General features: G+C 63.3%; 20 protein-coding genes. 12 read left to right on the top strand and 8 right to left on the bottom strand.

All coding sequences use genetic code 11. The annotated features are described in order from the left end of the window. Positions 1–34: 34 nt before the first annotated feature. Positions 35–877, bottom strand: coding sequence for a polysaccharide deacetylase (locus tag RIT73_RS02505; RefSeq protein ID WP_309130472.1), 843 nt, complete (start codon positions 875–877; stop codon positions 35–37). Positions 878–889: 12 nt separating this feature from the next. Continuing rightward, a complete protein-coding gene (locus RIT73_RS02500) occupies positions 890–1,384 on the bottom strand; it encodes a MaoC/PaaZ C-terminal domain-containing protein (protein ID WP_309130471.1) in 495 nt (164 codons plus the stop codon). A 233-nt stretch (positions 1,385–1,617) separates the two neighbouring features. On the opposite strand from RIT73_RS02500, the gene RIT73_RS02495 reads away from it, so the two are divergent. The 3 genes from RIT73_RS02495 to RIT73_RS02485 are packed head-to-tail and all read left to right on the top strand — an operon-like array spanning position 1,618 to position 5,097. Continuing rightward, positions 1,618–2,487 (top strand): citryl-CoA lyase, encoded by an 870-nt coding sequence (locus RIT73_RS02495; protein ID WP_309130470.1) that lies wholly within the window; start codon positions 1,618–1,620, stop codon positions 2,485–2,487. Continuing rightward, entirely contained in the window at positions 2,484–3,539 is a 1,056-nt protein-coding gene (locus RIT73_RS02490) for a nitronate monooxygenase (protein WP_309130469.1), read from the top strand. The genes RIT73_RS02495 and RIT73_RS02490 overlap by 4 nt, the downstream gene beginning before the upstream one ends. A gap of 37 nt (positions 3,540–3,576) precedes the next feature. Beyond that, positions 3,577–5,097 carry a class I adenylate-forming enzyme family protein gene (locus RIT73_RS02485; RefSeq protein ID WP_309130468.1) on the top strand — a complete coding sequence of 507 codons (1,521 nt, stop codon included), beginning with the start codon at positions 3,577–3,579 and terminating at the stop codon, positions 5,095–5,097. Between the two features lie 59 nt (positions 5,098–5,156). Here RIT73_RS02485 and RIT73_RS02480 read toward each other — a convergent pair whose 3' ends face one another. Further along, positions 5,157–6,830 carry a helix-turn-helix domain-containing protein gene (locus tag RIT73_RS02480; protein ID WP_309130467.1) on the bottom strand — a complete coding sequence of 558 codons (1,674 nt, stop codon included), beginning with the start codon at positions 6,828–6,830 and terminating at the stop codon, positions 5,157–5,159. Between the two features lie 181 nt (positions 6,831–7,011). On the opposite strand from RIT73_RS02480, the gene RIT73_RS02475 reads away from it, so the two are divergent. The 8 genes from RIT73_RS02475 (at position 7,012) to RIT73_RS02440 (ending at position 16,001) form a co-directional block, all read left to right on the top strand. After that, positions 7,012–8,199: an FAD-dependent oxidoreductase gene (locus tag RIT73_RS02475; protein WP_309130466.1), complete on the top strand. Its 1,188-nt coding sequence runs from the start codon at positions 7,012–7,014 to the stop codon at positions 8,197–8,199. Between the two features lie 151 nt (positions 8,200–8,350). Next, positions 8,351–9,244 carry a nitrilase-related carbon-nitrogen hydrolase gene (locus RIT73_RS02470; protein ID WP_309130465.1) on the top strand — a complete coding sequence of 298 codons (894 nt, stop codon included), beginning with the start codon at positions 8,351–8,353 and terminating at the stop codon, positions 9,242–9,244. 34 nt (positions 9,245–9,278) lie between these two features. Then, positions 9,279–9,665 (top strand): thioesterase family protein, encoded by a 387-nt coding sequence (locus RIT73_RS02465; protein WP_309130464.1) that lies wholly within the window; start codon positions 9,279–9,281, stop codon positions 9,663–9,665. Positions 9,666–9,741: 76 nt separating this feature from the next. After that, entirely contained in the window at positions 9,742–10,818 is a 1,077-nt protein-coding gene (locus RIT73_RS02460; RefSeq protein ID WP_309130463.1) for a tartrate dehydrogenase, read from the top strand. A gap of 129 nt (positions 10,819–10,947) precedes the next feature. After that, positions 10,948–12,252, top strand: coding sequence for an MFS transporter (locus tag RIT73_RS02455; RefSeq protein WP_309130462.1), 1,305 nt, complete (start codon positions 10,948–10,950; stop codon positions 12,250–12,252). Next, positions 12,249–13,448 (top strand): C45 family peptidase, encoded by a 1,200-nt coding sequence (locus tag RIT73_RS02450; protein ID WP_309130461.1) that lies wholly within the window; start codon positions 12,249–12,251, stop codon positions 13,446–13,448. The genes RIT73_RS02455 and RIT73_RS02450 overlap by 4 nt, the downstream gene beginning before the upstream one ends. After that, positions 13,445–14,278 carry a polysaccharide deacetylase gene (locus RIT73_RS02445; RefSeq protein WP_309130460.1) on the top strand — a complete coding sequence of 278 codons (834 nt, stop codon included), beginning with the start codon at positions 13,445–13,447 and terminating at the stop codon, positions 14,276–14,278. Before RIT73_RS02450 ends, RIT73_RS02445 begins: the two co-directional genes overlap by 4 nt. A 196-nt stretch (positions 14,279–14,474) precedes the next feature. Next, positions 14,475–16,001 (top strand): LuxR C-terminal-related transcriptional regulator, encoded by a 1,527-nt coding sequence (locus RIT73_RS02440; protein WP_309130459.1) that lies wholly within the window; start codon positions 14,475–14,477, stop codon positions 15,999–16,001. A gap of 73 nt (positions 16,002–16,074) precedes the next feature. Here RIT73_RS02440 and RIT73_RS02435 read toward each other — a convergent pair whose 3' ends face one another. The 5 genes from RIT73_RS02435 to RIT73_RS02415 form a co-directional block, all read right to left on the bottom strand. Next, positions 16,075–17,592, bottom strand: coding sequence for an MFS transporter (locus tag RIT73_RS02435; protein ID WP_309130458.1), 1,518 nt, complete (start codon positions 17,590–17,592; stop codon positions 16,075–16,077). A gap of 251 nt (positions 17,593–17,843) precedes the next feature. Beyond that, positions 17,844–20,165, bottom strand: a complete 2,322-nt coding sequence (gene metE, locus RIT73_RS02430; RefSeq protein ID WP_309130457.1) for a 5-methyltetrahydropteroyltriglutamate--homocysteine S-methyltransferase — start codon at positions 20,163–20,165, stop codon at positions 17,844–17,846. 92 nt (positions 20,166–20,257) lie between these two features. Then, entirely contained in the window at positions 20,258–21,289 is a 1,032-nt protein-coding gene (locus RIT73_RS02425; protein ID WP_309130456.1) for a methylenetetrahydrofolate reductase, read from the bottom strand. A gap of 174 nt (positions 21,290–21,463) precedes the next feature. After that, positions 21,464–22,135: a response regulator gene (locus RIT73_RS02420; RefSeq protein ID WP_309130455.1), complete on the bottom strand. Its 672-nt coding sequence runs from the start codon at positions 22,133–22,135 to the stop codon at positions 21,464–21,466. Further along, complete coding sequence (locus RIT73_RS02415) at positions 22,132–23,841, bottom strand: sensor histidine kinase (protein ID WP_309130454.1); 1,710 nt, start codon at positions 23,839–23,841, stop codon at positions 22,132–22,134. The genes RIT73_RS02420 and RIT73_RS02415 overlap by 4 nt, the downstream gene beginning before the upstream one ends. A 212-nt stretch (positions 23,842–24,053) precedes the next feature. Between RIT73_RS02415 and RIT73_RS02410 the strand changes: the two genes are divergently transcribed. Next, positions 24,054–25,061: a tripartite tricarboxylate transporter substrate binding protein gene (locus RIT73_RS02410; protein ID WP_309130453.1), complete on the top strand. Its 1,008-nt coding sequence runs from the start codon at positions 24,054–24,056 to the stop codon at positions 25,059–25,061. The last annotated feature ends 3 nt before the right edge of the window (positions 25,062–25,064 follow it).

Here is a 25,064-nt window from a genome sequence, read left to right as displayed (position 1 = left end):
CTTCTGGGTGCCGCGAAGAACGAGACCAGAGAAGTCAGTGGTACTCCCACACATCAGCCAGTTGGGACAAGGTCGGGAACCACACTTCCGAGCGTGAGGAGACGTACTCGATGAATGATTCGAGCATGAGTAGATTGTGAGCTCGCCCGATTGTCTGCGGGTGGATGGTGATCGTCATGGCTCCGCCCGGGCACCGCTCATAGCCGAAGTCGAAGGAGCGAAGCCATCTGTCGAGGACGGCTTCGTTGCTCTGCATCAGTCCGCTGCCTTTGAAGGATTCGAGTTCCGGGAAGTCGTCGAGCGCCCAGTACACGGGAAATTCGAGGATAGTGGAGGGTGCCGCGAACACGTTCGCCGATTCAAGATTGAGCTCTGTGACGATCTGCGGATGGTACGGTTCGAAGTCGCGACCCATGAGCGAGGAGTCCCACTGGAATCCCAGCTCTTCCAGCAGGGAGATCGTGTTCACCGTGATGTCGAGTGCGGGTGAACGATATCCGCGCGGCACCGTGCCGATGACCTTCTCATGCAGATCGAGCTGGAGTTCGAGCAGCCGGCGCTCCTCGGATTCGTCGAGCTTCGGAACGAACTCGTGATAAACGCCGTGGGCGGCGATCTCATGGCCAGCGCTGACGATGGCTTCCACCGCCTCTGGGAACGTCTGCATGGTGTGTGTCGGCACGCACCAGGTCGTTGTGATGCCCGCATTGCGCAGTGCCTCGAGGAGACGCGGGGCACCGACCTTCGCGCCGAACTCTCCACGGGAGAGGTTGGTCTGAGAGCTCGATCTGAACGTGCCCATCCAGACGCTCTGGGCATCGAAATCCGGGCTGAGGACGACGGCGAAGCGCTTGCCGTCGGGCAGTCTCAAAGGCATGCTCTGTTCTCCCTACTGCGGAGTCAGCGCGGCCGCGGCATTCTTGAACAGAAGCACGGCCCATTCGCCATGGTGGCACGTTTGCCCCTGCTGATTGACGATCTCGACGCGGGTCCGCACGATACCGCGGTCCGGGTTCGACGCGGATGCTCGCAGGTCGACGACCTCTTCTCGGACGGTGATCGTGTCTCCGATGAAAATGGGTGAGGACATCCGCCAGTCGCTGACGCCGAGGAATGCCACGGCAGACCCCATCTTCCAGCCGATCCGCATCTCGAGGCCGAAAGCGAGAGCGAGTGCTCCCGGCCCGTGGAAGATGCGCTCGCCGAACTGCGTCGACTTCGCGTATTCGGCATTGGTGTGCAGCGGGTGCATGTCCCCTGACCACGTGGCAAAGGTGACGACGTCGGTTTCCGTGACCGTTCGCCCTTCGGACTGCCATGAATTGCCGACCTCGAGGTCTTCAAAATACTTCACCGATGGACTGACTGGGGTGAGTGTATGCATAGTGTGATCCTTCTTGACTCAGGCTCGAGGGAAACGTGTCCCATCAAATTACGGAGTGGAGGTCATGCCACCTACTGTGAATAAGCTCAAACACATGCACATCCGTTGTGAATCTTCCAGAGCCGTAGGAGTAAGCGCGGAACATCATGGATGTCGGAGGGTCCTGCATGCAGGGACAATTCGGCGACATGGACCCTTTCGAATTGTTTCTTATCTGCCCTGGAGGTGAATCCGTGGAGTCGGAAAATTACTGGCGAACACAGGTGTCCGCACTGGCAGACGAACATGTCAGCATACGGGGCTTCCTGCTCGATGATCTGATCGGAGGTGCCGGCTTCACCGAAGCCGTTTTTCTGCTCATCAGAGGAGAGCTTCCGACCCCACAACAGGCACGTGTTCTCGACGCGGTGCTCAACTCCGTGCTCGACTACGGCCTGGAGAAGCCGGGAACGGTTGCCGCGCGATTCTCCGTGGCGGCCAACCGGTCAATGGCGGCCGGGCTGGCGAGCGCCTGCCTTGCCGTCGGTGAGAACACTCTGGCGACCGAGTATGCGGGGCGGTTCATCCGGGAGACACACCAGGAATTCCTCGGCTCGGAATCGGGCATCGAGGAATTCGCTCGGACCAAGATGGCCCAGTTGCGCAACGAAAAGCGCCGGATCCCCGGATTCGGCCATCCTGTCTTCAAGGGCGTCGATCCCAGAGCCCAGAAGATTAGGTCGATTGCCGTCGAGGAAGGGCTGTGGAGCGATGCCGCGGAAGTCTACGAAGCCGTTCATCGAGCCTTCACTGCCCTGCCCGGACGGGAGATGACTCCAATCAACGATGTCGGCGCGCTCGCCGCAGTCATCGACTCCCTCGGATTCACTCCGGAGGAGGGGACCGGGCTGGCACTTCTCTCGACCTTCCCTGGACTCATCGCCCACATCTCGGAGGAGATGGCGGCACGTGTCCCAATTCGCATCATTCCCCGTAATGATGTCGACTATCCCGACCCTGACGAAATCAAGAATCTTGCGAACGCCCAGCAGGCGCTGGGGTGGCCACCGGCTCGTCCGGCGACGGCATCCTCCGTGCTTCCCACTGAAAGGAACGTCCTATGAAAACCATCCTGACCGAACGATTCGGCATCGAGCATCCGATCTTCTCCGCTGGCATGGCCCGGGTCGCCCAGGCGGAGCTCACGGCAGCGGTGAGCAACGCGGGAGGCATGGGCTGCCTCGGTGGGGTGAGCTACATGCCGGAGGCTCTGACGGCGGAGATCGAGAAGATCGAATCGCTGACCGACAAACCCTATGCCATCAATCTGTTGTTGCCGGCCTCACTGACGACCGAGGACGAAGAGGCATGGAGGCCTGTGCGTGAACTCTGGGGCCGTCTCTCCGAAGAGGAACGCGGCAAGATGGCCGGTGTGGAAGCGCTGCTGACGAAGGGCGCCGTTGCCGATCAGGTCGAGATCGTGCTCGACGCAGCGCCGGCTGCGGTGACTCTGACCTTCGCCGTTCCCGATTGGTTCATGGAGGAGTGCAGGAAGCGCGATATCGCAACGATCGCTCTGGCCGGTTCCGTGGGCAAGGCGCGTGAATACGCCGAGGCGGGAGTGGACTTCATCGTCGCTCAGGGCACCGAAGCAGGTGGCCACACCGGCTATGTGACCAGCATGACTCTGATTCCCGCCGTAGTGGACGCCGTCGATGTGCCGGTGATCGCCGCCGGCGGCATCGCAGACGGCCGAGGGCTGGCATCAGCTCTCTCGCTCGGCGCCTGCGGCGCCTGGGTGGGGACCCGCTTCATCGCGACTCCCGAGGCTTATGGCCACGATGCCTTCAAACAGAGAGTGATCGACGGCAGGTTCCAGGACACGACCATCACCTTCTCCTACAGCGGCAAGCGCATGCGTGCCTTTTCCAACGATTGGACCCAGCAGTGGGAGTCGAGCGGTGAAGACGGTGCTTCAGGATTCCCCGCACAGTACGGAGTTGCCGGGACCCGGGTCGAAACCGGATACCAGGACGGTGACCTCACTGAGGGCATGATGCCCGTCGGTCAGACGCTCGGCTTGGTGCATGAGATGAAGCCGGCGGGCGAGGTCGTGCGGAACATGTCGGCGGAAGCCGATCAGATCATCAGCGCACTTCATGAACGACTTCGCTGACCGATCGACCCAGGACGCACAGAAAGGACGGACGAGAGTGGGAGACTCCGCATCGAGGCAGACAGTGAACTGCTGTGAACGAATCCGCGAGGTCGCGAGGATTCACCCCGAGAACATCGCCCTCATCGACGATTCCCGGCATATCACCTACCGGGAGCTCCTCGAGATCGCCGATGAGCGAGCCGGTCGCCTCGCTCGCGCCGGAGCAGAACCGGGGGCGCGGATAGCGCTCGTCGCGGAGAGTTCGGCTCTCTACGTGGCGACCGTGTTGGCGATCTGGAAGCTGCGAGCCGTGCTGGTCACGGTCTACCCGTCCTCGGGTGATGCGGACATCCTCAAGGCCCTGGAGATCAGCGATCCGAGCCTGGCGATCGTCTCCGACGAGGCACACGCGGCGCTCATCGAGGAGACGATCCCTGACTTGCCGGTCTCGGGAATCGAGGACTTCGCTGCGACGACGCTGAAGCAGGCGGTGCGTCCGAACCCGGACGACCTCCGGGAGCCTCTGTCATTGATCTGCTTCTCCTCGGGAACGACGAGCGATCCCAAGGCCGTGATGCTCGCGGCCACCACGGTCGACAACGCTGCCGAGACCTATGCAGAGCTCTGGCATCTGACGGAGACGGATCGCGCATTGATCAGCCTGCCGATGGCGTGGCTGTACGGACTCGCAAGCACCACGCTGGCGGTTCTCTACCGGGGTGGAACCGTGGTCATCGCCAGGCGAGGCAGACCAGAAGTCCTCGTGGACCTTGCCCGGCGGCACCGCATCACCTTCATCGCCGGTGTCACCGTCACCTATGCCAAGCTCATACGACACCAGCCGCAGTCGGAGGTGCGAGAGGCCTTCGCAGACTTGAGGCTGTCGATCTCGGGGGGAGAGCCGCGGAACGAAGCAGTCTTCGATCAGTGGTATGAACTGAGCGGCAGCGCTGTGCTCGACGCCTATTGCGCCTCCGAATGCATTCCCCTCGTGACCTACGATCCTCATGTCGATGAGAAGCCGATTCCGGGGTCCGCGGGTCAACTTGTGCCACGGCAGCGGCTGAAGATCGTCGATGCCGACGGCGACGAGGTGCCACGAGGAGAGGTGGGAGAGGCGCTGGCGAGCGGCCCGGGCCTGATGCTCGGATACTGGGGGAACCCGGAGCTGACCTCGGAGGTGATCACCCCCGATGGCTGGTATCGGATGAAGGATCTCGTCAGAATGGATGAGAAGGGATACATCTACGTGGTGGGACGACTCTCCGACGTCATCATCCGTGGTGGGACCAATATCTCTCCGGCGGAGATCGAAACCGTTCTCAACAGCCACCCAACTGTTGTCCGAGCCGCTGTCGTCGGACTTCCCGATGATATCTACGGTCAGCGAGTCGTCGCCGCCGTGACTGCGGACGACGATGATGTCGATCTCGAGGAGCTGAGGACCTATGCCGCCGAGCGTCTGTCAGCCTATAAGGTTCCCGGAGAGATCGTCCTCATCCCGGAACTGCCCGTGAATCCAACGACTCTGAAAGTCAACAGACGCATGCTGGCTGAGGACCTGGGCGCAGACTGAGCTGTTGGGCTTTTCGCACCGAGCCGAGCCGCTTGCACCGAGGGAGGTCCTCCCTCGGCTCATTGATCCCCGCTGATGACCACGCCCGGGGAACTGGGGTTCGGATGAGTCTGGCCGTCGGGGCTTCTGGGTGCGATCGTCTCACCGGTGGCGATCTGTTCCGTTGAGCTCTTTACCGCGCCTCTGGGAGCGAACTGTCGCAGCTGATGCCCGAGTTCGAGTGCCGTGATGGCCAGGAACACCGAGGTGATGGCGGACGGAGAACGAAGGGAGAGCCCCAATCCCTCTTCCGCCTTCGCGATGCGATAGCGGAGTGAATTGTGGTGGATCCCGAGGGCCTTTGCAGCTGCGTTCATGTTCTGGTCGAAGGCGAAGTATGCCTGGAGACCGGTGAGAAGGGTGTCACGTTCCCACAGAGGTGCGAAGAATGAGGTCGCCCATTCGATCATCTGGTCGAGGCCGACCTCGGAGAACAGACGGAATGCATAATCGAAGTTCGCCACCGCGACGAACGAACGGGGCGACTGAGACATTCCATCGATGCGCAGCGCGAGCATTCCGTCCTGATAGGAGGCTGCGATGTCTGCCACGGACCGGACGGTGCGGCCTGCACCCATGCGCACCTCACCGAGCTTGTTCCCCGTCGCCGTGAGGATTCGCCTGATTTCGCCGAGACTCGCTTGCGCCAGAACCACGACCTGTTGGTCCTGACCCGTGACAAGACTGCGAATACCCGAAGAATCGAGAGCCTGCTTGAGCTCGGGGAGGAGCTGCTTGAGCTGCCGTCGAAAGGTCGGAAGATGTGCTGTCTTGGGCTGGAGCACGACCACATGCAGATCGTCCTTGAAGGCGATTCCGGTGCCGAGCAGCTTGCCCTGCAGTTCCGCATCGTGTCGTTGCGGACGGAAGGCCAGAGTTTCGACGAGCAGGGCCGAGTTCACCGCGTGCTCCTGCTCCTGAGTTGCGCTTCGGAGAAGGAGGATCGTGTCGAAGAGGGGTGCGGCCAGTTGGAGTGCCGCCAGTTGTGTGGTGTCGAATCTGTGCGGGGCCGGCACCAGACCGATGAGCCATCCGGAACCCTGCGAGCCGGGCTTCGTCCCCAAGCTCACCCGAATGGCTGCGCCGCTCCACTGCTCGGACTCGATCTTCACCACCGGTGCGGCGTTGTCCTCAAGGGCAGGAGTGACCTGTGACATGGGGAGCGGACCAGAACTCGAAAGGATCCTCTTCGTATCGTCGATCAGGGCGACTGTTCCCCCCAGCTGTCGGCTCACCCGTTTGAACAGATCCTGCATCGGGTCCACATGCGTGAGCGCGAGATTGAACCTGGCTTGAATGCCGGCGAGCCTGCGGGCGGTGACCGTTTCAGACGGATCGAGCCAGCGGGAGACCTCGGCGATGAAGTTCGTCGCGGAGAAAGTCTCGGGGGCGAGAATGATCGGCAGGTCCCCGGAGGAATTCGGACCGAAGTCCGCTGCCGACGACTCGGTGAGGATCAGGATGGGGAACGAATCAGTCCACGTCTGTGCTGCATCTCGAAGATTGGAGCCATCGCACGATGCGGCAATCACCAGAGTGGATGCCGTAATGTCCTCGTTCGCGCTGTCCTGGAACAGGGCGACCTGAGTGACGGGTCTGTTCTGCTTCCACTGCCCACGAGGCCGGAGGCCGAATCCATCCGCGAAGGCGGTGAGCAGATCGGCAATGGTGACTTCTTCGTCTGCGTGCGACACCTCTGATTGTCTCCCTCCATGCTGAGTAGCAACCACCGTACCGTTGGTAAATCTACGGAGCCATTGGAAAAGTTACTGAAGATGTGCCATTGCTTCAGAATTCGTCTTGACACAGTATGGGTTGTCAGACTGAACCGACGTCGACTCGGCGTCGGAACACACACAACCTCCAGGAGGGCTCATGTCCGAAGATTCACTGGCCACTGCGGACATAGTCGTCGTCGGAGCCGGAATCGTCGGTCTCTGCACAGCCTGGGAACTCTCGAAGCGAGGGTTCGACGTCGTCGTGGTGGAGCAGCGATTCGTCGGATTCGGTGCGACGAGTCGGAATCCCGGGGCACTGTGGGTCCAGACCAAGCGCAGTGGTGCAGAGCTTGAACTGTCTCGATCGGGTGTGGCGAAATACCACGAGTATCGAGACGACCTCGGGGATGTGTTCGGTTTCACCCAGAAAGGAGGCATCGTCTTCGCCGAGGATGCCGAGGGGGCGAACGGTCTCGAGGAGTACGCCCGCGAACGAGCGTCTGCGGGACTCGAAGTCAGTCTGCTCAAAGGCAGGGCACTCGACGAAGCCTCGAACATCATGCCTGATGGTGCGGTCGCCGGGGTCTTCTGCGATGAGGATTCCCAGATCGATCCGCACCAGTTCCTCACCGCGCTCACGGCCGCCTGCGCCAGACGTGGGATCCAGGTCTTCGAGCACACTCCCGTGCTCTCGACGATCAGATCCGGAGATCAGGTGCTCGGTGTGCAGACCCTGCGCGGTCGGGTCAATGCCGGAGGAGTTGTCTGGGCAACAGGTGCCTGGGCCACGATTCTCAATCTGGAAGGGATCGCGCTGCCGATGCAGACCCTTCGCTACGGACAGGTGATGACCCAGCGGGTGCCCGGCGAGAACGGTCCGATCCTGCGGGGGCTGAGGGGGACCTTTGGCGCCAGTGCTCTCGAACCCTGGGCCAGTACGACCACGACGGCGCCGCTGCGGGGTGATCTGCTCGGATACGATGACACCCTGGTCCAGAACCGCGGAGGGTCGATCTATGTCGGACACAGCGTCGATGGTCTGAATTCGCTCAATCCGCATATCACCCTCGATGCGTCCCGGGCGATGCTGGAGATCGCAGGGGAGAGGTACGCCAGATTCGGCGGGCTCGGAATCACCGGCCTCTGGGCGGGGCTCTCCGGCTCCACGGCGGACGGTCTGCCCATCGTCGACCGGGCCGATGGAGTCTTCGTCAACGCTGGGCATGCCTGGGGCGCTCTCAGCGGCCCCATCTGCGGACAGCTGATGGCAGAGCTCATCTCCGGCGCTCGTTCTGAGCTCCTCAACTCGGTGTCGCTGGCCAGGACATCTCTGACAGGCCTCTGAATCGGCTTCGTTGCGCCCACAATCCTGTGACGTCCGATTCGGGAATCTTCCACACCGGATCACTCGGCAAGCGCGCTAGCTTGGAGGTCACCACAGTCCCCGGCTCGGGGACTGTCGACGGAAGACCCGATGACTATTGAGGAGTATGGCCATGCCGACACTTCGAGTCGCAACGACTCAGCTCGAACTGCGTGCGGAGAATTCCTGCCCACAGTTGATCGAGCACATGGACACACTAGCGGCACAGGCAGCCGCAGGTGGAGCCGAGGTCGTGATCTTCCCGGAGCTCGTCGACACCGGTCTGCTCGGAACGATCGAGGGCGCCCCCGTGATTGCGGCATCACTGCGAGACCACTACTGGAACACGCTTCCGGCTTTCACGGACGAAATCGTCGCGGCTCAAGCGGAGATGGCGAACAGGCACAGGATCGACATCCTCGGCGGTAGCCTGTTGCGCATCGACGCGGAAGGTCACTTGAGGAACACTGCGTACTTCACGACGCGTGACGGCCGGCAATTCACTCAGGACAAGATCCATCTCACTCCTCAGGAGCATGAGCTCGGAATGCAAGGAGGCGACAGCGTCACTGTGATCGAGACTGTCGGGCACAAGGCAGGGATGCTGATCTGTGCAGACATCCAGTTCCCGGAACTGTCCAGGTACCTCTCCGCCAAGGGTGCCGAGGTCATCTTCTGCCCATCGCTGACCTGGAATTCGAGAGGCGAGCACCGGGTCCGCACCGGCTGTCGTGCGCGTGCCATGGAGAACCAGCTGTTCGTCGTGTTGTCACCCCTCGTCGGCTCCTCGGGGCTGCCGGCGGACGCGCCGATGCACGCCGTCGGAGAAGCGGTCATCGCCACGCCGGTGGACAAAACCTTCGGTCTCAACGACGGACTGCTCGGCATCTCGGGGAACCGACGAGAAGAGACGGTTCTGTACGGTGACCTCGATTTCGAGCTGCTCGCCACGTCGAGAGCCAAGCCCGAAGCCCCGGGGCTAGCGCTGCAACGCCCTGATGTCTACGCAAAGCTCCTGGCGGAATAGTCCGGCGGTGACAATCCACACGCACCGAGTTCGAGTGCCGGAGATCGACAACCAGGGATACATGTTCAACAGCCGCTACCTCGAGATCGCGGATGCGGCTCTCACAGAGTTCTTCCGCGCCGGCGGCTTCACCCTCGCCGCGCTGCAGACCGAGGGTTTCGACCCTTCGGTCGTGGAGACGACCTTGAGGTACCGAGCGCCTGTGCGGCTGGACGAGCTTCTTTCGGTTCGCACCGTCTGCACTCGAGTCGGCACCAGCAGCTTCGGCATGTCGTTCGAGATCGTTCGGGACGAGGAAACGGTGACCGAGATCGACACCGCTTATGTCAATGTCGATGCAAGGGCCGACCGCTCACGGGCGATTCCTCAGGCCTTGATCGAGTTCCTGGAATTGATGGCCGATGCAGCACATCGGACCTGATAAGACAGCACGCGGCAGCTGGTGACGAACGATGATTTCAGCACATGCACACTTCACTGATCGAGAGGCGACCAGAATGCAGCAGTACACCATTGATCTGATTCCCGGCGACGGCATCGGCCAGGAGGTCGCTCCGGCCGCCGCTCGATGCATCGACGCCATCGCCGGTAAGCATGGATTCTCCGTGTCCTGGAGAGTGCGGGACTGGGGGTCGAGCCGTTACCTGCGCGATGGACGAATGATGCCCGAGAACGGGATCGACGAACTTGCCACAGGTGACGGCATCTTCCTCGGTGCGGTCGGTCACCCCGAAATCGACGATCATGTGACGCTCTGGGGTCTGCTCATTCCGATCCGCCGCGCCTTCGATCTGTACCTGAATATCCGACCGATGCGATTGCTTCCAGGCATCGCGCCACGGGTCACAAAGAACGCCGACATCGACATGATCGTAGTTCGGGAGAACGTCGAGGGGGAGTACTCGGAGGTCGGAGGCCGGGCCTACCAGGGCACTCCGGAGGAGATGGCCTTCCAACAGGCACTTTTCACCCGCCGAGGTGTGTCGCGAGTTGCGGAGTACGCGGCTGTTCTGGCTGGTTCTCGCCGTGGGATCGTCACCTCGGCGACGAAGTCCAACGGCCTGATCCACTCCATGCCGTTCTGGGACGAAGTGGTGGCGGAGGTGGTCGGCGCCTTCCCCGAGGTCGAACTCGAGAGCGTGCTCATCGATGCGCTCGCCGCTCGTGCGGTTCTGGCACCGAACAGCCTCGACGTCGTCGTGGCATCGAATCTGCTTGGCGACATCCTCTCCGATCTGGTCGCGGCCACAGCCGGGTCGATCGGCATCGCCCCATCGGCGAATATCAATCCGGACCGATCGAAACCGTCCATGTTCGAGCCGGTGCATGGCACAGCCCCGGACATCGTCGGAAAGAACCTTGCCAATCCTGTCGGCGCGCTCTGGGCGGGAGCGATGCTGCTCGAGCACATCGGAGAGGCCGACGCCGCACGGGATTTGCAAGCCGACTTCGAGGCGGTGCTGGCCGACGGGATCTCCACCAGAGACCTCGGTGGCGGCGCCTCGACGGACGAGTTCGTCGACGAGGTGCTGCTGCGCATCGAGCGGGATGCCTCGAATTTGCCGACCGACTGAGCGATCGATGTTTCGGTCATATGACCGATACCGGAGGAAGGGGCGCAGGAATATTCTTCTCGAGAGGCAGTTGCCAGAGTCGGCACCGAGACCTCACACATTCCAGCTGACTACACAAGGTGCACACTCATGACGGACACTGTCGCCCGGATAAATGATCTGAAGCCATCCAAGAAGGTGCTTTCACGCGCCGTGCTGGCAGGGAGCTTCGGCAACCTGATGGAACAGTACGACAACCTGATCTATGCCTATTCTGCCGTGACGATCGGCTTGCTCTTCTTCCCCGGTGAGGATCCGGTGACCCAGCTCCTGTCAACCTTCGCCGTGTTCGCTGTCGGATTCCTCGCCCGTCCTGTCGGAACTCTGGTGTTCGGGCATTTCGGCGATAAGTACGGTCGGCGGAAGGCGATGATCTTCAGTGTGATCCTCATGGGTCTTGCGACCGTTGGTGTCGGCATCCTCCCCACTTTCGAGCAAGTAGGTGTCATCGCCCCGGTGCTGCTGGTCGTGCTGCGTCTGCTTCAGGGATTCGCCATTGCCGGGGAATGGACCGGATCGACCGCCATGCTCGTCGAGTTCGCCCCGAAGAACCGCCGGGGACTGTTCGGCAGTTTCAACCAGGTGACCACCGCGGGCGGCTTCCTCCTCGCCTCCGCAGTCGTCGCGCTGAACTCGTTCCTCTTCGGCGAGGAGGCGATCAATGAGTACGCCTGGCGCTTCCCCTTCCTGCTCGGGATCCTCACCCTGGCGGTGGCCGTCCTCCTTCGTCTGGGACTCGAGGACACTCCGTCCTTCAAGAAGCAGCAGCGCGAAGGGACGACGGTTCAGAACCCCCTTCGTGAATCACTGCGAAGCCAGAAGCGGGCAATTCTCCGGGGATTCGGCTTCAACGTCGGCTGGACTGTTGCCTATTTCTTCTTCCTCACGTACATCCCGTCCTACCTGACGAACATCGCCGGCGTCGACCCCAGTGTGGCACGTTCCTCGAACCTGGTAGCGCTGGTCGTGATGACTGTTGCAGTCGCGGTCTTCGGTGCTCTCTCCGACAAGGTCGGACGGAAGCCCCTGCTCCTCACCGGCATGGGTGGATTCATCCTCCTCACGTGGCCGGTCCTTCTCTTGTTCAACTCCGGGAGCGTGGCAGCCGTCTACATCGGCCAGCTCGTGGTGGTGCTCGTCCTTGCCGTGTTCTCGGGCGCGGGCCCGGCAGCTTTGGCGGAACTGTTCCCGACCAACGTCCGCTACTCGGCACTGGGCATCGGATACAACTTCTCGGTCATGGGATTCGGTGGGACCGCGCCATTCATCGCGACTGCGATCGTGGGAGCCACGGGAGCGCCACAGACAGTCGCGATCCTCCCGATCCTCGCCGCGATCGTGACTTTCCTGGTTGTGGCGCGCTCACCCGAGTCCTCCCACCTTCCCCTCCGATGAACGATAAGGCCGATCACGTCATGAACCACATTGAGCTCGACACCCTGTCCGCTTCAGAACCGCCCCGGCTTGTCCGCGCAATGGGCGATCCCTTCCAGATCGGGAATGAGATCGGGTCGCAGACCGCGAACCTCATAGCGGAGAGCCTGAACACCTATATGAACCGGTTTCAACGGGATGCCGGGCACACGCCGGCACGCGTTCGAGAGCTCGGGCAGCAGTACGGGAGCGCCCTGCGCGAATGGGATCCGCGCATCGCGCGAACACTCGAGGGCATGGCGAACACCTCCGATCAGGAATTCGAACTGCTGGTGGCATTGAATGCGCGCACCGAGCTGTTGTACGGCGCGCCCTCACATGAGAACGGGTGCACCTCGGTCGCGGTGCTTCCCCAGGGAACCGCATCCGGTCATACGCTGCTCGCGCAGAACTGGGACTGGCGTATGGAGCAGCAGCGCAATGCGTTCGTTCTTGCGACCCGGGATGAGAACGGTTTCGCCTCGATCGTACTCACCGAGGCAGGGATGCTCATGAAGTCGGGTTTCAATTCCTCCGGAATCGGCCTCTGCAACAACCTTCTCGTTTCGGATCGCGATGGTTCGCTCGAGGGTACGGTCCCGATGCATCTGGCGATCCGAGGGGTGGTCGATCAGCCCCGAATGAGCCTTGCTCATAGAAAACTGCTACCCACGGCACGGAGCTCCTCCGCGAACGTCTTGCTCGCGGACGGTGGCGGGGAAGCGATTGATTTCGAACTGGTTCCCGATGATTTCGGGGTGATCTATCCGAAAAATCACCTGATCGTGCATGCCAATCACTTCGAGACCGAGGTGCCGGTGCGTGATCTCAAGCGTTCCACCTTCGCTTTGACGCTTCTGCGTTCCCCTCGCCTCCGGAGGCTTCTGGAAGCGAAGGCGATCGATGCATCGGTGACGACGCACGACATCGCCACGGCATTGCGCGACGGGTACTCATCGCCAGATGCACTCTGCCGGTACCCAGATCCGGACCTGCCCGAGTACGAGCAGCTGGCGACGATCTTCTCTGTGATCATGGACCTCGACGCCCGTGAGTTCTGGATCGCCGGTTTTCCCGTGGACCGGAGCCCGTATTTCGAATGGAATCTCGATACAGTGTTCGATCACCCAGAGCCCAGAGTGGGGCTCTTTCCCGCTGGGACGGAGGAGCGCTCATGACGGTACAGGTTTGCTTAACTTTCGACTTCGACGCTCTTTCATTGTGGTTGGCGCGAGGTGCGACGACGCCGGGACCGCTTTCGCGCGGTGAGTTCGCTGCGGAGGCAGTCGACCGAATCCTCGGACTGCTCGAGCGCCGACGTGTGAAGGCGACGTTCTTCGTCCCCGCGCACACGGTCCAGACGTATCCCGATTCCTGCAGGGCGATTGTCGACGCAGGACATGAGATCGGACTCCACGGCGACCGCCACGAGAATGTCTCGACCCTTGACTATCGTGAGGAACTCGGAATCAATGAGAAGAGCATCGCGCTGATTACCCAACTCACAGGGACCAGGCCGCTCGGACACCGCACCCCGAGCTTCGATTTTTCGCCGCACACTGTGCCGGTCCTCGAGGAGATCGGAATCACCTACGATTCCTCGCTGATGGGTTCCGACTTCTTCCCGTACCTGCTGCGCGGTGGGGGAACAGACTGGATCGGATCAGCATACGAGTTCGGAGAGCCGACCACAGTCGTCGAACTGCCAGTCTCCTGGACACTGGACGACTACCCGCATCTCGAGTTCTACCGTTCGGTGGATTGGGTCATGCCCGGACTCCAGGATCCTCGCGGAATGTTCGATGTCTTCTTCGAGGATGTCCGCTTCGCCCACGAAGAATTCGAGGATCCCGTCGTCACGGTCACTCTCCATCCTGAAGTCGTCGGAAGAGGCGCCAGGCTGCGTGCACTCGATGAGTTCATTGTCCGCACAATGGATCTGGGAGCAGAGTTCCGTCGCTGTGATGCCGTTGCCCTCGATCGGCTTCACGACCTCACAGCGACCTGAAGCGCGAGAGAGGATGTCGATGATGCGAAGAGCAGCTTTCGAGGTTCCGTTCCGCCTCCGCCGGTTCTACGGAGGCGTGTCCGAATCCGAGCTGAATCTCGCGACGTCGCTGCCATCTGCTTCTCGACTTCTCGAGCGCGCTTGCGAGCTGGAGAGCTGTCAGGCCGTGTTCACCGCAGTTGTGGAACGGCGTGTGATGCGAGCGACACTCGAGACTCGGCACGGGTCGGGTGAGCTGTTCGTCGAGCATATCGATGAGCAGCTCGGACTCTCGACGCGTGAACTCGAGGTGGCGACTGCGATCACTGCAGGCAAGTCGAATGTCGAAATCGCTGGGCTGCTGTATTGCTCCCGGAGCACTGTGTCGACCCATATCGAGCGCATCCTCGAGAAGCTCGGGATCCGGAACCGGTTGGAGGTCGCACTGCTCGTACAACGCTTCGGATTGATCACCCTGCCGCTCGACCGAGACGACGAAGCGGCACAGACCGCGAGTGACCTGATCCTTGACCTTTCCCGTCCTCGTCAGGGATTCTCGGTCGCGCAGGTCGCGAAGAAACGCTCGATTCGCATCCACGCGCTCTACCCAGCGTGCGAAGGGCAGGCGGAAGAATCCGCTGCGATGCTGCGCGGGGCCGAACTCGCCGTTGACCGGTCGAATGTCGCTGGGCACGACACAGGACGAGGGACCCTCTTGCTGTCGAGCTTCGTCACCCCTGAGACTCTGTCCACTGCGATCATCGAAGCGGTCCGATCCGAACCCGATGCGATAATGCTGGGCAGCTTCCCTGCCCGCGAGACGACCAGCGCGATGGTGACTGCTTCCGACTGGGGCGGGCCGATCCTGCACTCCATGGTTGCCCCGCAGCTCAGCCGAACCGTGGCGGATAGCGGCGCAGCGCTGCTCAACGTCTTTCAAGTAGCCGGCACGGAGATCGCCTACGTACGCGGGTTCTTCCGGACGTTGAAGGACATCGTCGCGCTCGGGAGTTGGTCTCCACCGCGCAGGCGAGCCGTCGTCGTCGTACGCAGCACCGTGTGGGAGGTGATGAGCGAGACGATGCTCGGGGAGATCTCGATCGAAGCGGGCTGGCAGCTCAACGACTACCTCGTGTTCACAGGTGGTGCCGAGGAAGTCGCCCGCATCGCGGCCCGAATCGCGGAGCGTCGACCCGAGGCGGTTCACTTGCCGATCATGTCGGAATTCGAACTCAGCGAATTCACCGCCCACCTCGATGTGCAGGACTGTCACCCAATGATCTACGTGGATTGGCGTCCGTCCGCGCCCAACTTCTTGGAACGGTCGGGACACTCGCTCGAAGGTGTCGTCTGGTCCACCATCGTCGGGGCCTACACCGGCCCGATCGCGAGGAGATTCCAGGCCGATTTCCGGAACAAGTTCGACGACGATCCGGGAATCGGCGCTTCGGCGATCCACTATGACATCGTTCGCGTGCTCAACCTTGCGTGGAGCGAGATGGCGCGACCGTGGGACTACGCGAGGGTGCTCAAAGTACTGCGCACAGCAGTGGTCGGCGGAGCGACAGGTCCCATTCACTTCGGCGGCCCCGGACAGACAGCACTCTCATTTCCCGAGGATTCTGCGGACCCCTCGATCGCCCACACGCACCTTGTCTTTCAGATCCAGGGCGGAAGAAATCGCTTGATCGGACCGACCGGTGCTGCCCAGTACCGATTCCGGCCGCCTGCTCAGCACGCGTGAGCACAGCAACGGGGGAGAATTCGTGGGCGGCGAGAGATCCATGAGCTCAGATGCCCGGACAAGTACCAGGCGATCATTGTCGCTCGTGGTTGATGCCCACCGACTTCGCGGCGGCCACGACGCGAGGATCTGAGGAGGACAAGCGCTCGCCCGTAGCATCTGCGTAGGCAGCATAGGGCAACGGAAGCCCAACCAATGCGAGCAGCGGTGTCTCACTCTGTTCGGCGACGAGCTTCTGCGCCTCGGGCAAGGTGCGGACATTGGGCATCGAACCTCGAAGCGGTCGACGACTGGTCTCCTTGATGCCGAGGGTGGCGACCAGCCCGAGCACAGCGGCACCGACGAGGTAGTACGCAGGAGCGAGAGTGCTGCCGGTCGCAGCCACGATCGCCGCGATCACTATTGGAGCGGTGCCTCCGAGGGCAGCGTTGCCGATGTTGTACGCGAATCCCAGGGCGGTATTGCGAGATGCAGTCGGGAACTGCTCGGGCAGAGTCGAGGCATAACTTTGGGAGAAGAACGACGAAGCGACCATGACGAAAAGAGCGCCGATCATGGCCAACCAGGCGAGGCCGGTGCCCATGAGAAGGAAGGCCGGGACCGCGAACAGCAGGGCGATGGTGGCGCCGATGAGCAGCGTGCGCCGGCGACCGATCCGATCGGAGAGCATTCCGGCGCCGATCGTGCAGAACACAGCGACGACGTAGAGTGGGAACAAGACGAGGTTGCTTACCTCCGAGGCGAATCCGAGCGTCTGGCTCAGGTATGTCGGGACATAGCTGAACATCGTATAGGCGATGACATTGCCCGCGGCGGCGATGCCGATGACAGGAAGCAGCGCTCGCCATTGGGTGGCAACGACCGCGACGATTCCCGGATTCCGTTCGGTCTGTTGAAGCTTGCGTTCGAGGGCCTCTCGGTCTCTCATCACTGCCACGAAGGCAGGAGATTCCTCGACGCGGTATCGAATGTAGAGCGCAATGGCGGTCATCGGAAGCGAAACGAGGAAGGGAATCCGCCACCCCCATCCCTGCATGAATTCCGCCGAGGTGCTCAGCTGCAGGACACCGACAAGTCCCGCACCGAAGGCGAAGCCGATGTAGATCATGGACGCCAGGATTCCCGTGTATCGCCCGCGTTCGCGATCTGGAGCGAACTCGCTGAGGAAGGTCGCCGCACTGGTGTATTCACCGCTGGCGGAGAATCCCTGGATCAAGCGCAACAGGACGAGGAGGATCGGTGCCCAGATTCCGATTTGGGCGTAACCCGGGAGAAGCCCCGTGAGCAGCGTTGCGAACGACATGAGAAGCAGGGTGAGGGTGAGGACCTTTCGACGCCCCAGACGATCGCCGAGCCAGCCGAAGAAGACACCTCCCAGAGGACGTGCGACGAAAGTGACCGCGAACGTCCCGAAGAGGTACAAGGACTGCACCGTGGGGTCCGCTTGAGGAAGGAACACCGGGCCCATGACAGTGATGAGGAAGCCGAACACTCCGAACTCGTACCATTCGATGATGTTGCCGACGGCCGATCCACGAAGCGCTCTGCCGAGACGCTCCGGGTGGACAATCCGAACATCCTCGGTACTCAATCTCGCTCGGCGGAACTCAATGTCTCCGGCGATGATAGCCGCTGTGCTGTGTCTGCTTGATGATCCTCGAACCATTATTCAGATCCCCTTTCGTTCGTTCCGGCCCAGGCAACCGTGAATGTCACGCTAAGGGAGTGAAAGGATGTGACACATTGGAGTTAGTGAGACAGGACGAACACATTCATGTCGGTCTCCACAAAGGAACTCTCCACCACGACCGTTCGTGGTGGAGAGTTCCATGACGGTTCATCTCAGACCAGTGCCGCTATGGTGGTTCTCGCAGCGAGCACCGCGTCGCGGGCTGTGACGAGATTGGCGAGCGCTGCGGTCACCTCGGCGTAGCCACGGGTCTTGAGACCGCAATCGGGGTTGACCCACAGGCGCTCGGCCGGGACGTTGACCAGTGCAGCCTCGATGAGCTCGGTGAGCTCCGCGACCGAGGGCACCCTGGGGGAGTGGATGTCGTAGAGTCCGGGTCCGATTCCGCGGACGAAGTCGAAGTCGGCGATGTCGTCGAGCACCTCCATCCGGGACCGAGCGGCTTCGATGCTGGTGACATCGGCGTCGAGGGCGTTGATCGCATCGATGATCTGACCGAACTCGGAATAGCACAGATGAGTGTGGATCTGCGTCGCCGGAGCCACCTCGGTGGAGACGAGCCGGAACGAACGCACGGACCATTCGAGGTAGTCGGGTCGATGGACCTCCCGCAGAGGCAGGAGTTCGCGCAGCGCCGGCTCATCGACCTGGATGATGCCGATGCCTGCGGCCTCGAGGTCGCGCACCTCGTCGGCCAGGGCCAGGGCGATCTGGTTCGCCGACTCCGCCAACGGCACATCGTCACGGGTGAACGACCAGGCGAGGATCGTCACGGGTCCGGTCAGCATGCCCTTGACGGGGCGGCTGGTCCGCTCCGCCGTGTACGCCGACCAGCCAACCGTGATCGGTTCCGGGCGGGAGACGTCGCCGAAGAGGATCGGCGGGCGGGTGCAGCGTGAGCCGTAGGACTGAACCCAACCGGCCTCGGTGGTGGCGAATCCGTCGAGGTTCTCGGCGAAGTACTGGACCATGTCGTTGCGTTCGGGTTCTCCGTGGACGATGACGTCGAGTCCCAGATCCTCCTGCAGTCGCACCACGCGGTCGATCTCGGCCCTCATCGCGGCCGTGTATGCCGCGTCGCCGATGTGACCGGCGCGGTGGTCGGCCCGCGCTCTGCGCACCTGAGGCGTCTGCGGGAACGACCCGATCGTCGTCGTCGGCAGCCGGGGGATGCCGAGGGACAGCTGAGCCTGCCTGCGGGTCTCAAAATCCTCCCGGAACCCGTCGTGGCCGGCCAGGGCCGCGGTCCGGGCCTTCACCTCGGCGCTGTGGACGCGGGTCGACTCCGCGCGGGTGCGCCGGGCCCGCTCGGCACGGGCGAAGGCCTCCGTGCGGGCCTCGGCGCCGTGAGTGCGGGCGGCCGCGAGTGCTTCGACCTCGACGACCTTCTCCTCGGCGAAGGAGAGCCAGGAGGCGACATCGACGGGCAGCTTCGTCTCACTGGCCACCGTGTAGGGAACATGGAGCAGGGTCGTCGACGTCGACACGCTCAGGTTCTCCCGATCCAGCTCGGCGAGCACGGACAGGCTGCCGCTGAGATCATCGGCCCAGATGGTGCGCCCGTCGATGACCCCGGCGACGAGGTGGACGGAGGCGGGAACGTGCTCGCGCAGCCTCTGCACATAGCCCGGGTCGAGAGCGCGGGTCGCTGCGGAGAGGTCGACGGAGAGGGCCTCGACGCCGGAGTGCGCCAGGGCCGGCAGACCCGCCTGCAGTGTGCCGTAGGGGGCGGCGACGACGATCTGCGGACGGGTGCTCGGCGCCGTCAGCGTCGCATAGGCGCTCGCTGCCGCCTCGGCGAGCTGCTCATCGGTGAAGCCCGCGAGATCGGCGACGAGCGCCGGCTCGTCGAACTGGACCCAGTCGACCCCGGCAGCGGCGAGCACGCCGAGCACGTCGACGTAGACGGCAGTGAGCTCCTCGAGACGCTCGAGCGGCGAGGTCGCGGTGCCCGGCGCGGACTTCGCCAGCGCGAGCAGGGTGACGGGGCCGACGAGAACGGGACGGATGCGGTGACCGGCGGCCTTCGCCTCGGCGACGAGGGAGAGCAGGTGCTGCGGGTGGGCACGGAAGGCGGTCGCATCCTCGATCTCGGGGACGAGATAGTGGTAGTTGGTGTCGAACCACTTGGTCATCTCCAGGGGAGACCGGTCGGTCGTGCCGCGGGCCAGGGCGAAGTACTCATCGAGGTCGAAGTCGGTCCCGGTGGTCTTCGACTCGATGAGGCCCACGGTCAACGCGGTGTCGAGGAGGTGATCGTAGTGGCTGTAGGAGGCGGGGATCGCATAGTCCTCGCTCAGGCCGAGCTCGCGCAGTCGGTGATAGGTGTCGAGGCGGAGCGTGTGGACGGACTGGGCGAACTCGCCTGGGTCGATGCGTCCCGCCCAGAGGCTCTCGAGGGCCTTCTTCAGTTCGCGGTTGGGGCCGATGCGGGGGTAGCCGGTGATCGTGGCGGTGGGAAACGGCGTGGTCATGGTGCTTCTCCTTCGGTGGTGGTTGGTCTGGATGGTCGGGTGGATTACGGCTGCTCAGTGGGGCGGCGGCTGCTCAGCCGGGCCGCGGCTGCTCAGCGGGGCCGCGGCTGCAGCGAACTGAGGGTGACGCCCGCGGTGTCGAGGGCGGCGAGCAGATCGAACGTCGTCGCCTGGTCGTTGAAGGTGTAGAAATGGAGGCCGTCGGCGCCCGAGTCGAGGATCGCGGCCGTGTGCTCGGCGGTGATCTCGAGGCCGACTCGGCGAATGCTCTCCTCGCTGGAGACGCCGTCGAACCGGCGCAGGAGCCCATCGGGAACCGGGAGCCCTGAGAGCCGGCCCATCGTGTGCAGACGCTTGAGACTGGTGATGGGCAGGATGCCGGGGATGATCGGAATCCGGATGCCCGCGTGCTCGGCTCGCAGGCGGAGCCGGGCATAGGCGGCGGGGTCGAAGAAGAGCTGGGTGATCGCGAAGTCCGCCCCATTGCGCTGCTTGGCGGCGAGCACGTCAAGGTCCTCGTGGGGACCCGCCGATTCCGGATGGCCCGACGGATACGCCGCGACCCCGATGCCGAGCCGGCCGGCGGCCAGCCGAGCGACGTTGTCGGACTCGATCCGCCGCAGCAGGCTGACGAGCTCATCGGCATGGGCGAGGTGCCCGGCCGGGGCACGCGTGGTGCCGTCGGGGAAGTCCCCGCGGATGGCGAGGAACCCGCGCACACCGACGCCGAGGAGGTGGTCGATCCACGAGATGAGCTCGGCTTCGGTTCCGGCCGTGCAGGCCAGGTGGGCGAGCGGCTTGAGGGAGGTGTGCTCGGCGATGAAGCGGATGAGCTCCGCGGTGCCGTGCAGCCACCTGCTGTTCGCCGAACTCGTCACTGCCAGATAGTCGGGTCCGAGAGAGTCGAGGTTGGCGAGGAATTCGGGCATGCGCGCGGCCTGCGCCTCGGAGCGAGGAGGGATGACCTCGAAGGACAGGGCTCGCCGCAGCCGATGTCGCGGAGCCGCTGACTCCGCGGCACTCCCGGGTGAGTCGGATGCGCTCGCCGGCGCCGAGGCGGAGATCCGGGGGCTCGCCGCGTTCTTGGGAACTGCGGCTTTTCTGGGAACGGTGGTGGTGGACATGCGCCCATCCTGTTCTCAGTCCGAGATGCAGGACGCCAGAAGTAGCCGGTTTGCGTCACGGCCCGTCATGGAGCGGTCAACCGCCGTTCGCGGAGGTCAATCGACGACTGTTTTCGTCATCATGGCCGATTCTGGTGGAGGTGGGTGTATGGGGCCGGGGAAAGTCCGGGTCCGTTACGCCGACCATTCGTAACGTCGTTCGGGGCGCCCGACTCCACCATATTTGAGGACCACATTGACCTGTTTCTCCTCGGCGAGGTACTCGAGGTAGCGGCGCGCGCTGACTCGCGAGGTGCCGAGCTTCTCCGCCGTCTCCGTCGCGGAGATCGGCCCACTCGCGCTGCGAACGATCACTGTGACCCGGTCGAGGGTCTCCACGCTGCAGCCCTTGGGCAGGGGGCGCCGGTCCTGGCTGCTCACCCCCAGGAGGCGATTGACGTCTGCCTGCTCCAGCTGTTTGTCCGCGGCGCCCAGCGGTGCGTACGTCTGGCGATAGTGCTCGAGCCGCTCGTGCAGGTCAGCATGGGAGAACGGCTTCATCAGATAGTGGACGATGCCTCCGCGCAGCGCCCGTCGCACGGTCTCCATCTCCCTGGCCGCGCTGATGACGAGTACGTCGAGGTCCGGCTTGATCTCCCGCAGGCGCTGGAGCAGGTCGAGGCCATTCATGTCGGGCAGGTGGATGTCGAGCAGCACGAGATCGGGGTCATGATCCCGCACCGCCGCGATCGCCTCGGCGGCCGTTTGGGCTGCGCCCACGACGGAGAAGCCCTCGACGCTGTTGACGAAGCCGCAATTGACCTTGGCCACCATGAAGTCGTCATCGATGACGAGGACCGAGATCATCGACTGCCTCCATCCACCAGGATGGTCGACCGCTCATCGAAGTGCGGGACGGCAGCGGGATGATCGGTCGGCATCGCCTCGTCGCGCTTGAGTGTGGCGATGAATCGGGCGCCGTCCTCGTTGACGGCGTGGACGTCACCGAACCGGCGGTTGCACACGAGCCGGGTCAGGGCCAGGCCGAAGCCCCGACCGCCCGACACCGCCGAGTCCTTGGTGGAGAAGCCCTGGGTGAAGATCTCCTCGATGACCGCGTCGTCGATTCCGGGACCGTTGTCGTCGACGATGACCGTGATCGTTCCCCGATCGTCTCTGACGGTGGCGGTGATGCTCGGCGTCGGAGTCCCGGCGACGGCGTCGATCGCATTGTCGACGAGGTTGCCGAGCACCGTGGTCAGGTCGCGGGCAAGCGGGTCGTCGCAGGGCGGCAGATGCGAATTGGCCGACAGGTTGAGCGCGATCCCCCTCTCCGCGGCGACGCTGGCCTTGGCGATGAGGAGAGCAGAGATCGTCGGGTCGGAGACCTGGCTCGACACGTCGCCGAAGATCCTGCTCCGGCTGAAGCTGACCCCATCGATGAATCCGACCACGTCGTCATGATGGCCGAGTTGGATGAGCCCGGAGATGGTGTGCAGCTGGTTCGCGAACTCGTGGGTCTGGGCGCGCAGCATGTCGCTCGTGGCCTTCGTGTCTCCCAGCTCCTGCTCGAGCAGCGTCAGCTCGGTGCGATCGCGGAAGGTCGTCACGGATCCGAGGTCGAGGCCGTCGCTGGTGACCGACATCCGGTTGAACACGAGGACCTTCTCGCCGATGAGGAACTGGCGGTCGGGGTCGGGCTGGGCTGTCATCAGAGCATGCGTGACCTGCGGCTCCACCGCGAGTTCGGGCAGCGTCCTGCCGAGGCAGTCGTCGGGAAGGTGCAGGAGCTCCTTGGCGACGTCGTTGGCCAGTGAGACCCGGCCATCGGGTCCGATCGCGATGATGCCCTCCTTGACTCCGTGGAGCAGAGCTTCGCGGTGGTCGAAGAGCTCGGCGATCTCGCGTGGTTCCAGCCCGCGCGTCTGGCGTTTGACCCGGCGGGCGAGCAGGACCGAACCGGTGGCCCCGAGGATCACGCAGACGAGGAGCGTGAACAGGGCGTTCGGGGCGATGTCGCGGACGATCTCGGCCGTCGAGGGATAGGTCTGACCGGCTGCGACGACGCCGATCATGTCCCCGCCGTCGTCGAGGACCGGGACCTGCGCCTGGAGGGCTTTCGTGCCGTCGTGATCGACGACTCCTCGCCACGCACGGCCCTGCATCACGGTCGTGCCCTCGTGCAGGATCGAGGTGCCCACCTCGGCGGGGTGGCTGGACGTGACGATCGTCCCGTCGGCATCGGCGATGGCGACGACGCTGAGCCCCGAGACGCTGCGCACCGATTCCGCCATCGCCGGAAGGGCTGCACCCATCTCCGGTGCGGCGTCGGGCAGCAGAGTGCGCAGGAGACCGTTCGCAGCCAGCGATTCCGCCGCCGACAGACTGCGGCGGCTCTCGACCGTCTCGAAGCTCTCCGTGGCCTGGTGGACGGAGACGACGATGACTCCGGTGAGCACGATTCCGATGATCAGCAGCTGCATGACCAGGTACTGCCCGGCGAGTGACAGATGCCTGCGGAACCTGCGCCGCTGGGGCAGCGCTGTCGTCATCCGGTTCTCAGTCTTCTCCATGTCCGTTCATCCGCTCATCGTCGAGCCTGCCGAGGTCGGCAGTGCCTTGGGGCAGATCCAAGACTAACGAAGTTTCCACCGCCTCCGCGCCGATGCGGCCGGTTACACAATGAACACTATTTACTCTGCGTACACAAGGGTGACGGATCCTCCCCGCGGCCCCTAGGCTCCAGAGCACCTGAACACTGATGAAAGCAATGAGGCAGGAATCAATGAGAACTCTCAAACCCCTGACGATGGTCGCGGCGGCGATGACGGCTGCGGCTCTGACCCTGGCCGGCTGCGGAGTGACCGGCTCGGAGTCGGCCCCCAGCGAATCCGAAGCCAGCGGACCCGTATCCGGGCTGCGGATCATGGTCCCCAACACCGCGGGCGGCGGATACGACACGACGGCGCGAGTGGCCGCAAAGGTCATGGAAGACACGGAGATCGCCACCAGCCCCGAGGTCTACAACCTCGCCGGTGCCGGGGGAACCGTCGGCCTGGCCCGCCTCGTCAACGAAAAGGGCAATGGAGACCTGGCGATGCTCATGGGCCTCGGCGTGGTCGGAGCCAGCTACACGAATGAGTCCGAGGCCAAACTCACCGACACCACCCCGATCGCGAAGCTCATCGAGGAGCCGGGAGCGATCATGGTGCCCAAGGACTCCCCGTACAAGACGATCGACGACCTCGTCGCCGCGTGGAAGAAGGATCCGAGCAAGCTCTCGGTGGGTGGAGGATCGTCCCCGGGCGGACCCGATCACCTCCTGCCGATGCAGCTCGCCGAGGCGGTCGGGATCGATCCGAAGGACGTGAACTTCGTGTCCTACGACGGTGGAGGCGACCTTCTCCCCGCGATCCTCGGCAGCAAGCTCGACTTCGCCGCCTCCGGAGCCGGCGAATTCATGCAGCAGATCGAATCCGGTGAGATCCGGGTGCTCGCGACCAGCGGCGAGAAGCCCCTCGAGGGTGTCGATGCTCCGACCCTGAAGGAATCGGACATCGATCTGGTCTTCTCCAACTGGCGCGGTCTCGTCGCTCCGCCCGGGATCTCCGAGGAGGACAAGGCCAAGTGGATCGACGCCGTGGCCCGGATGCACGGAACTCCGGAGTGGGAGGAAGCGCTGAAGACGAATGCGTGGACCGATGCATTCCTCACCGGCGACGAGTTCTCCACCTTCCTCTCCGAACAGGATGACCGCGTGGCGAAGACGCTCAAGTCCCTGGGACTGGCGTGAATC

The organism is Brevibacterium sp. (assembly GCF_031179145.1).
Lineage (GTDB): Bacteria > Actinomycetota > Actinomycetes > Actinomycetales > Brevibacteriaceae > Brevibacterium.
This window is presented reverse-complemented; position numbering and strand designations above follow the sequence as displayed.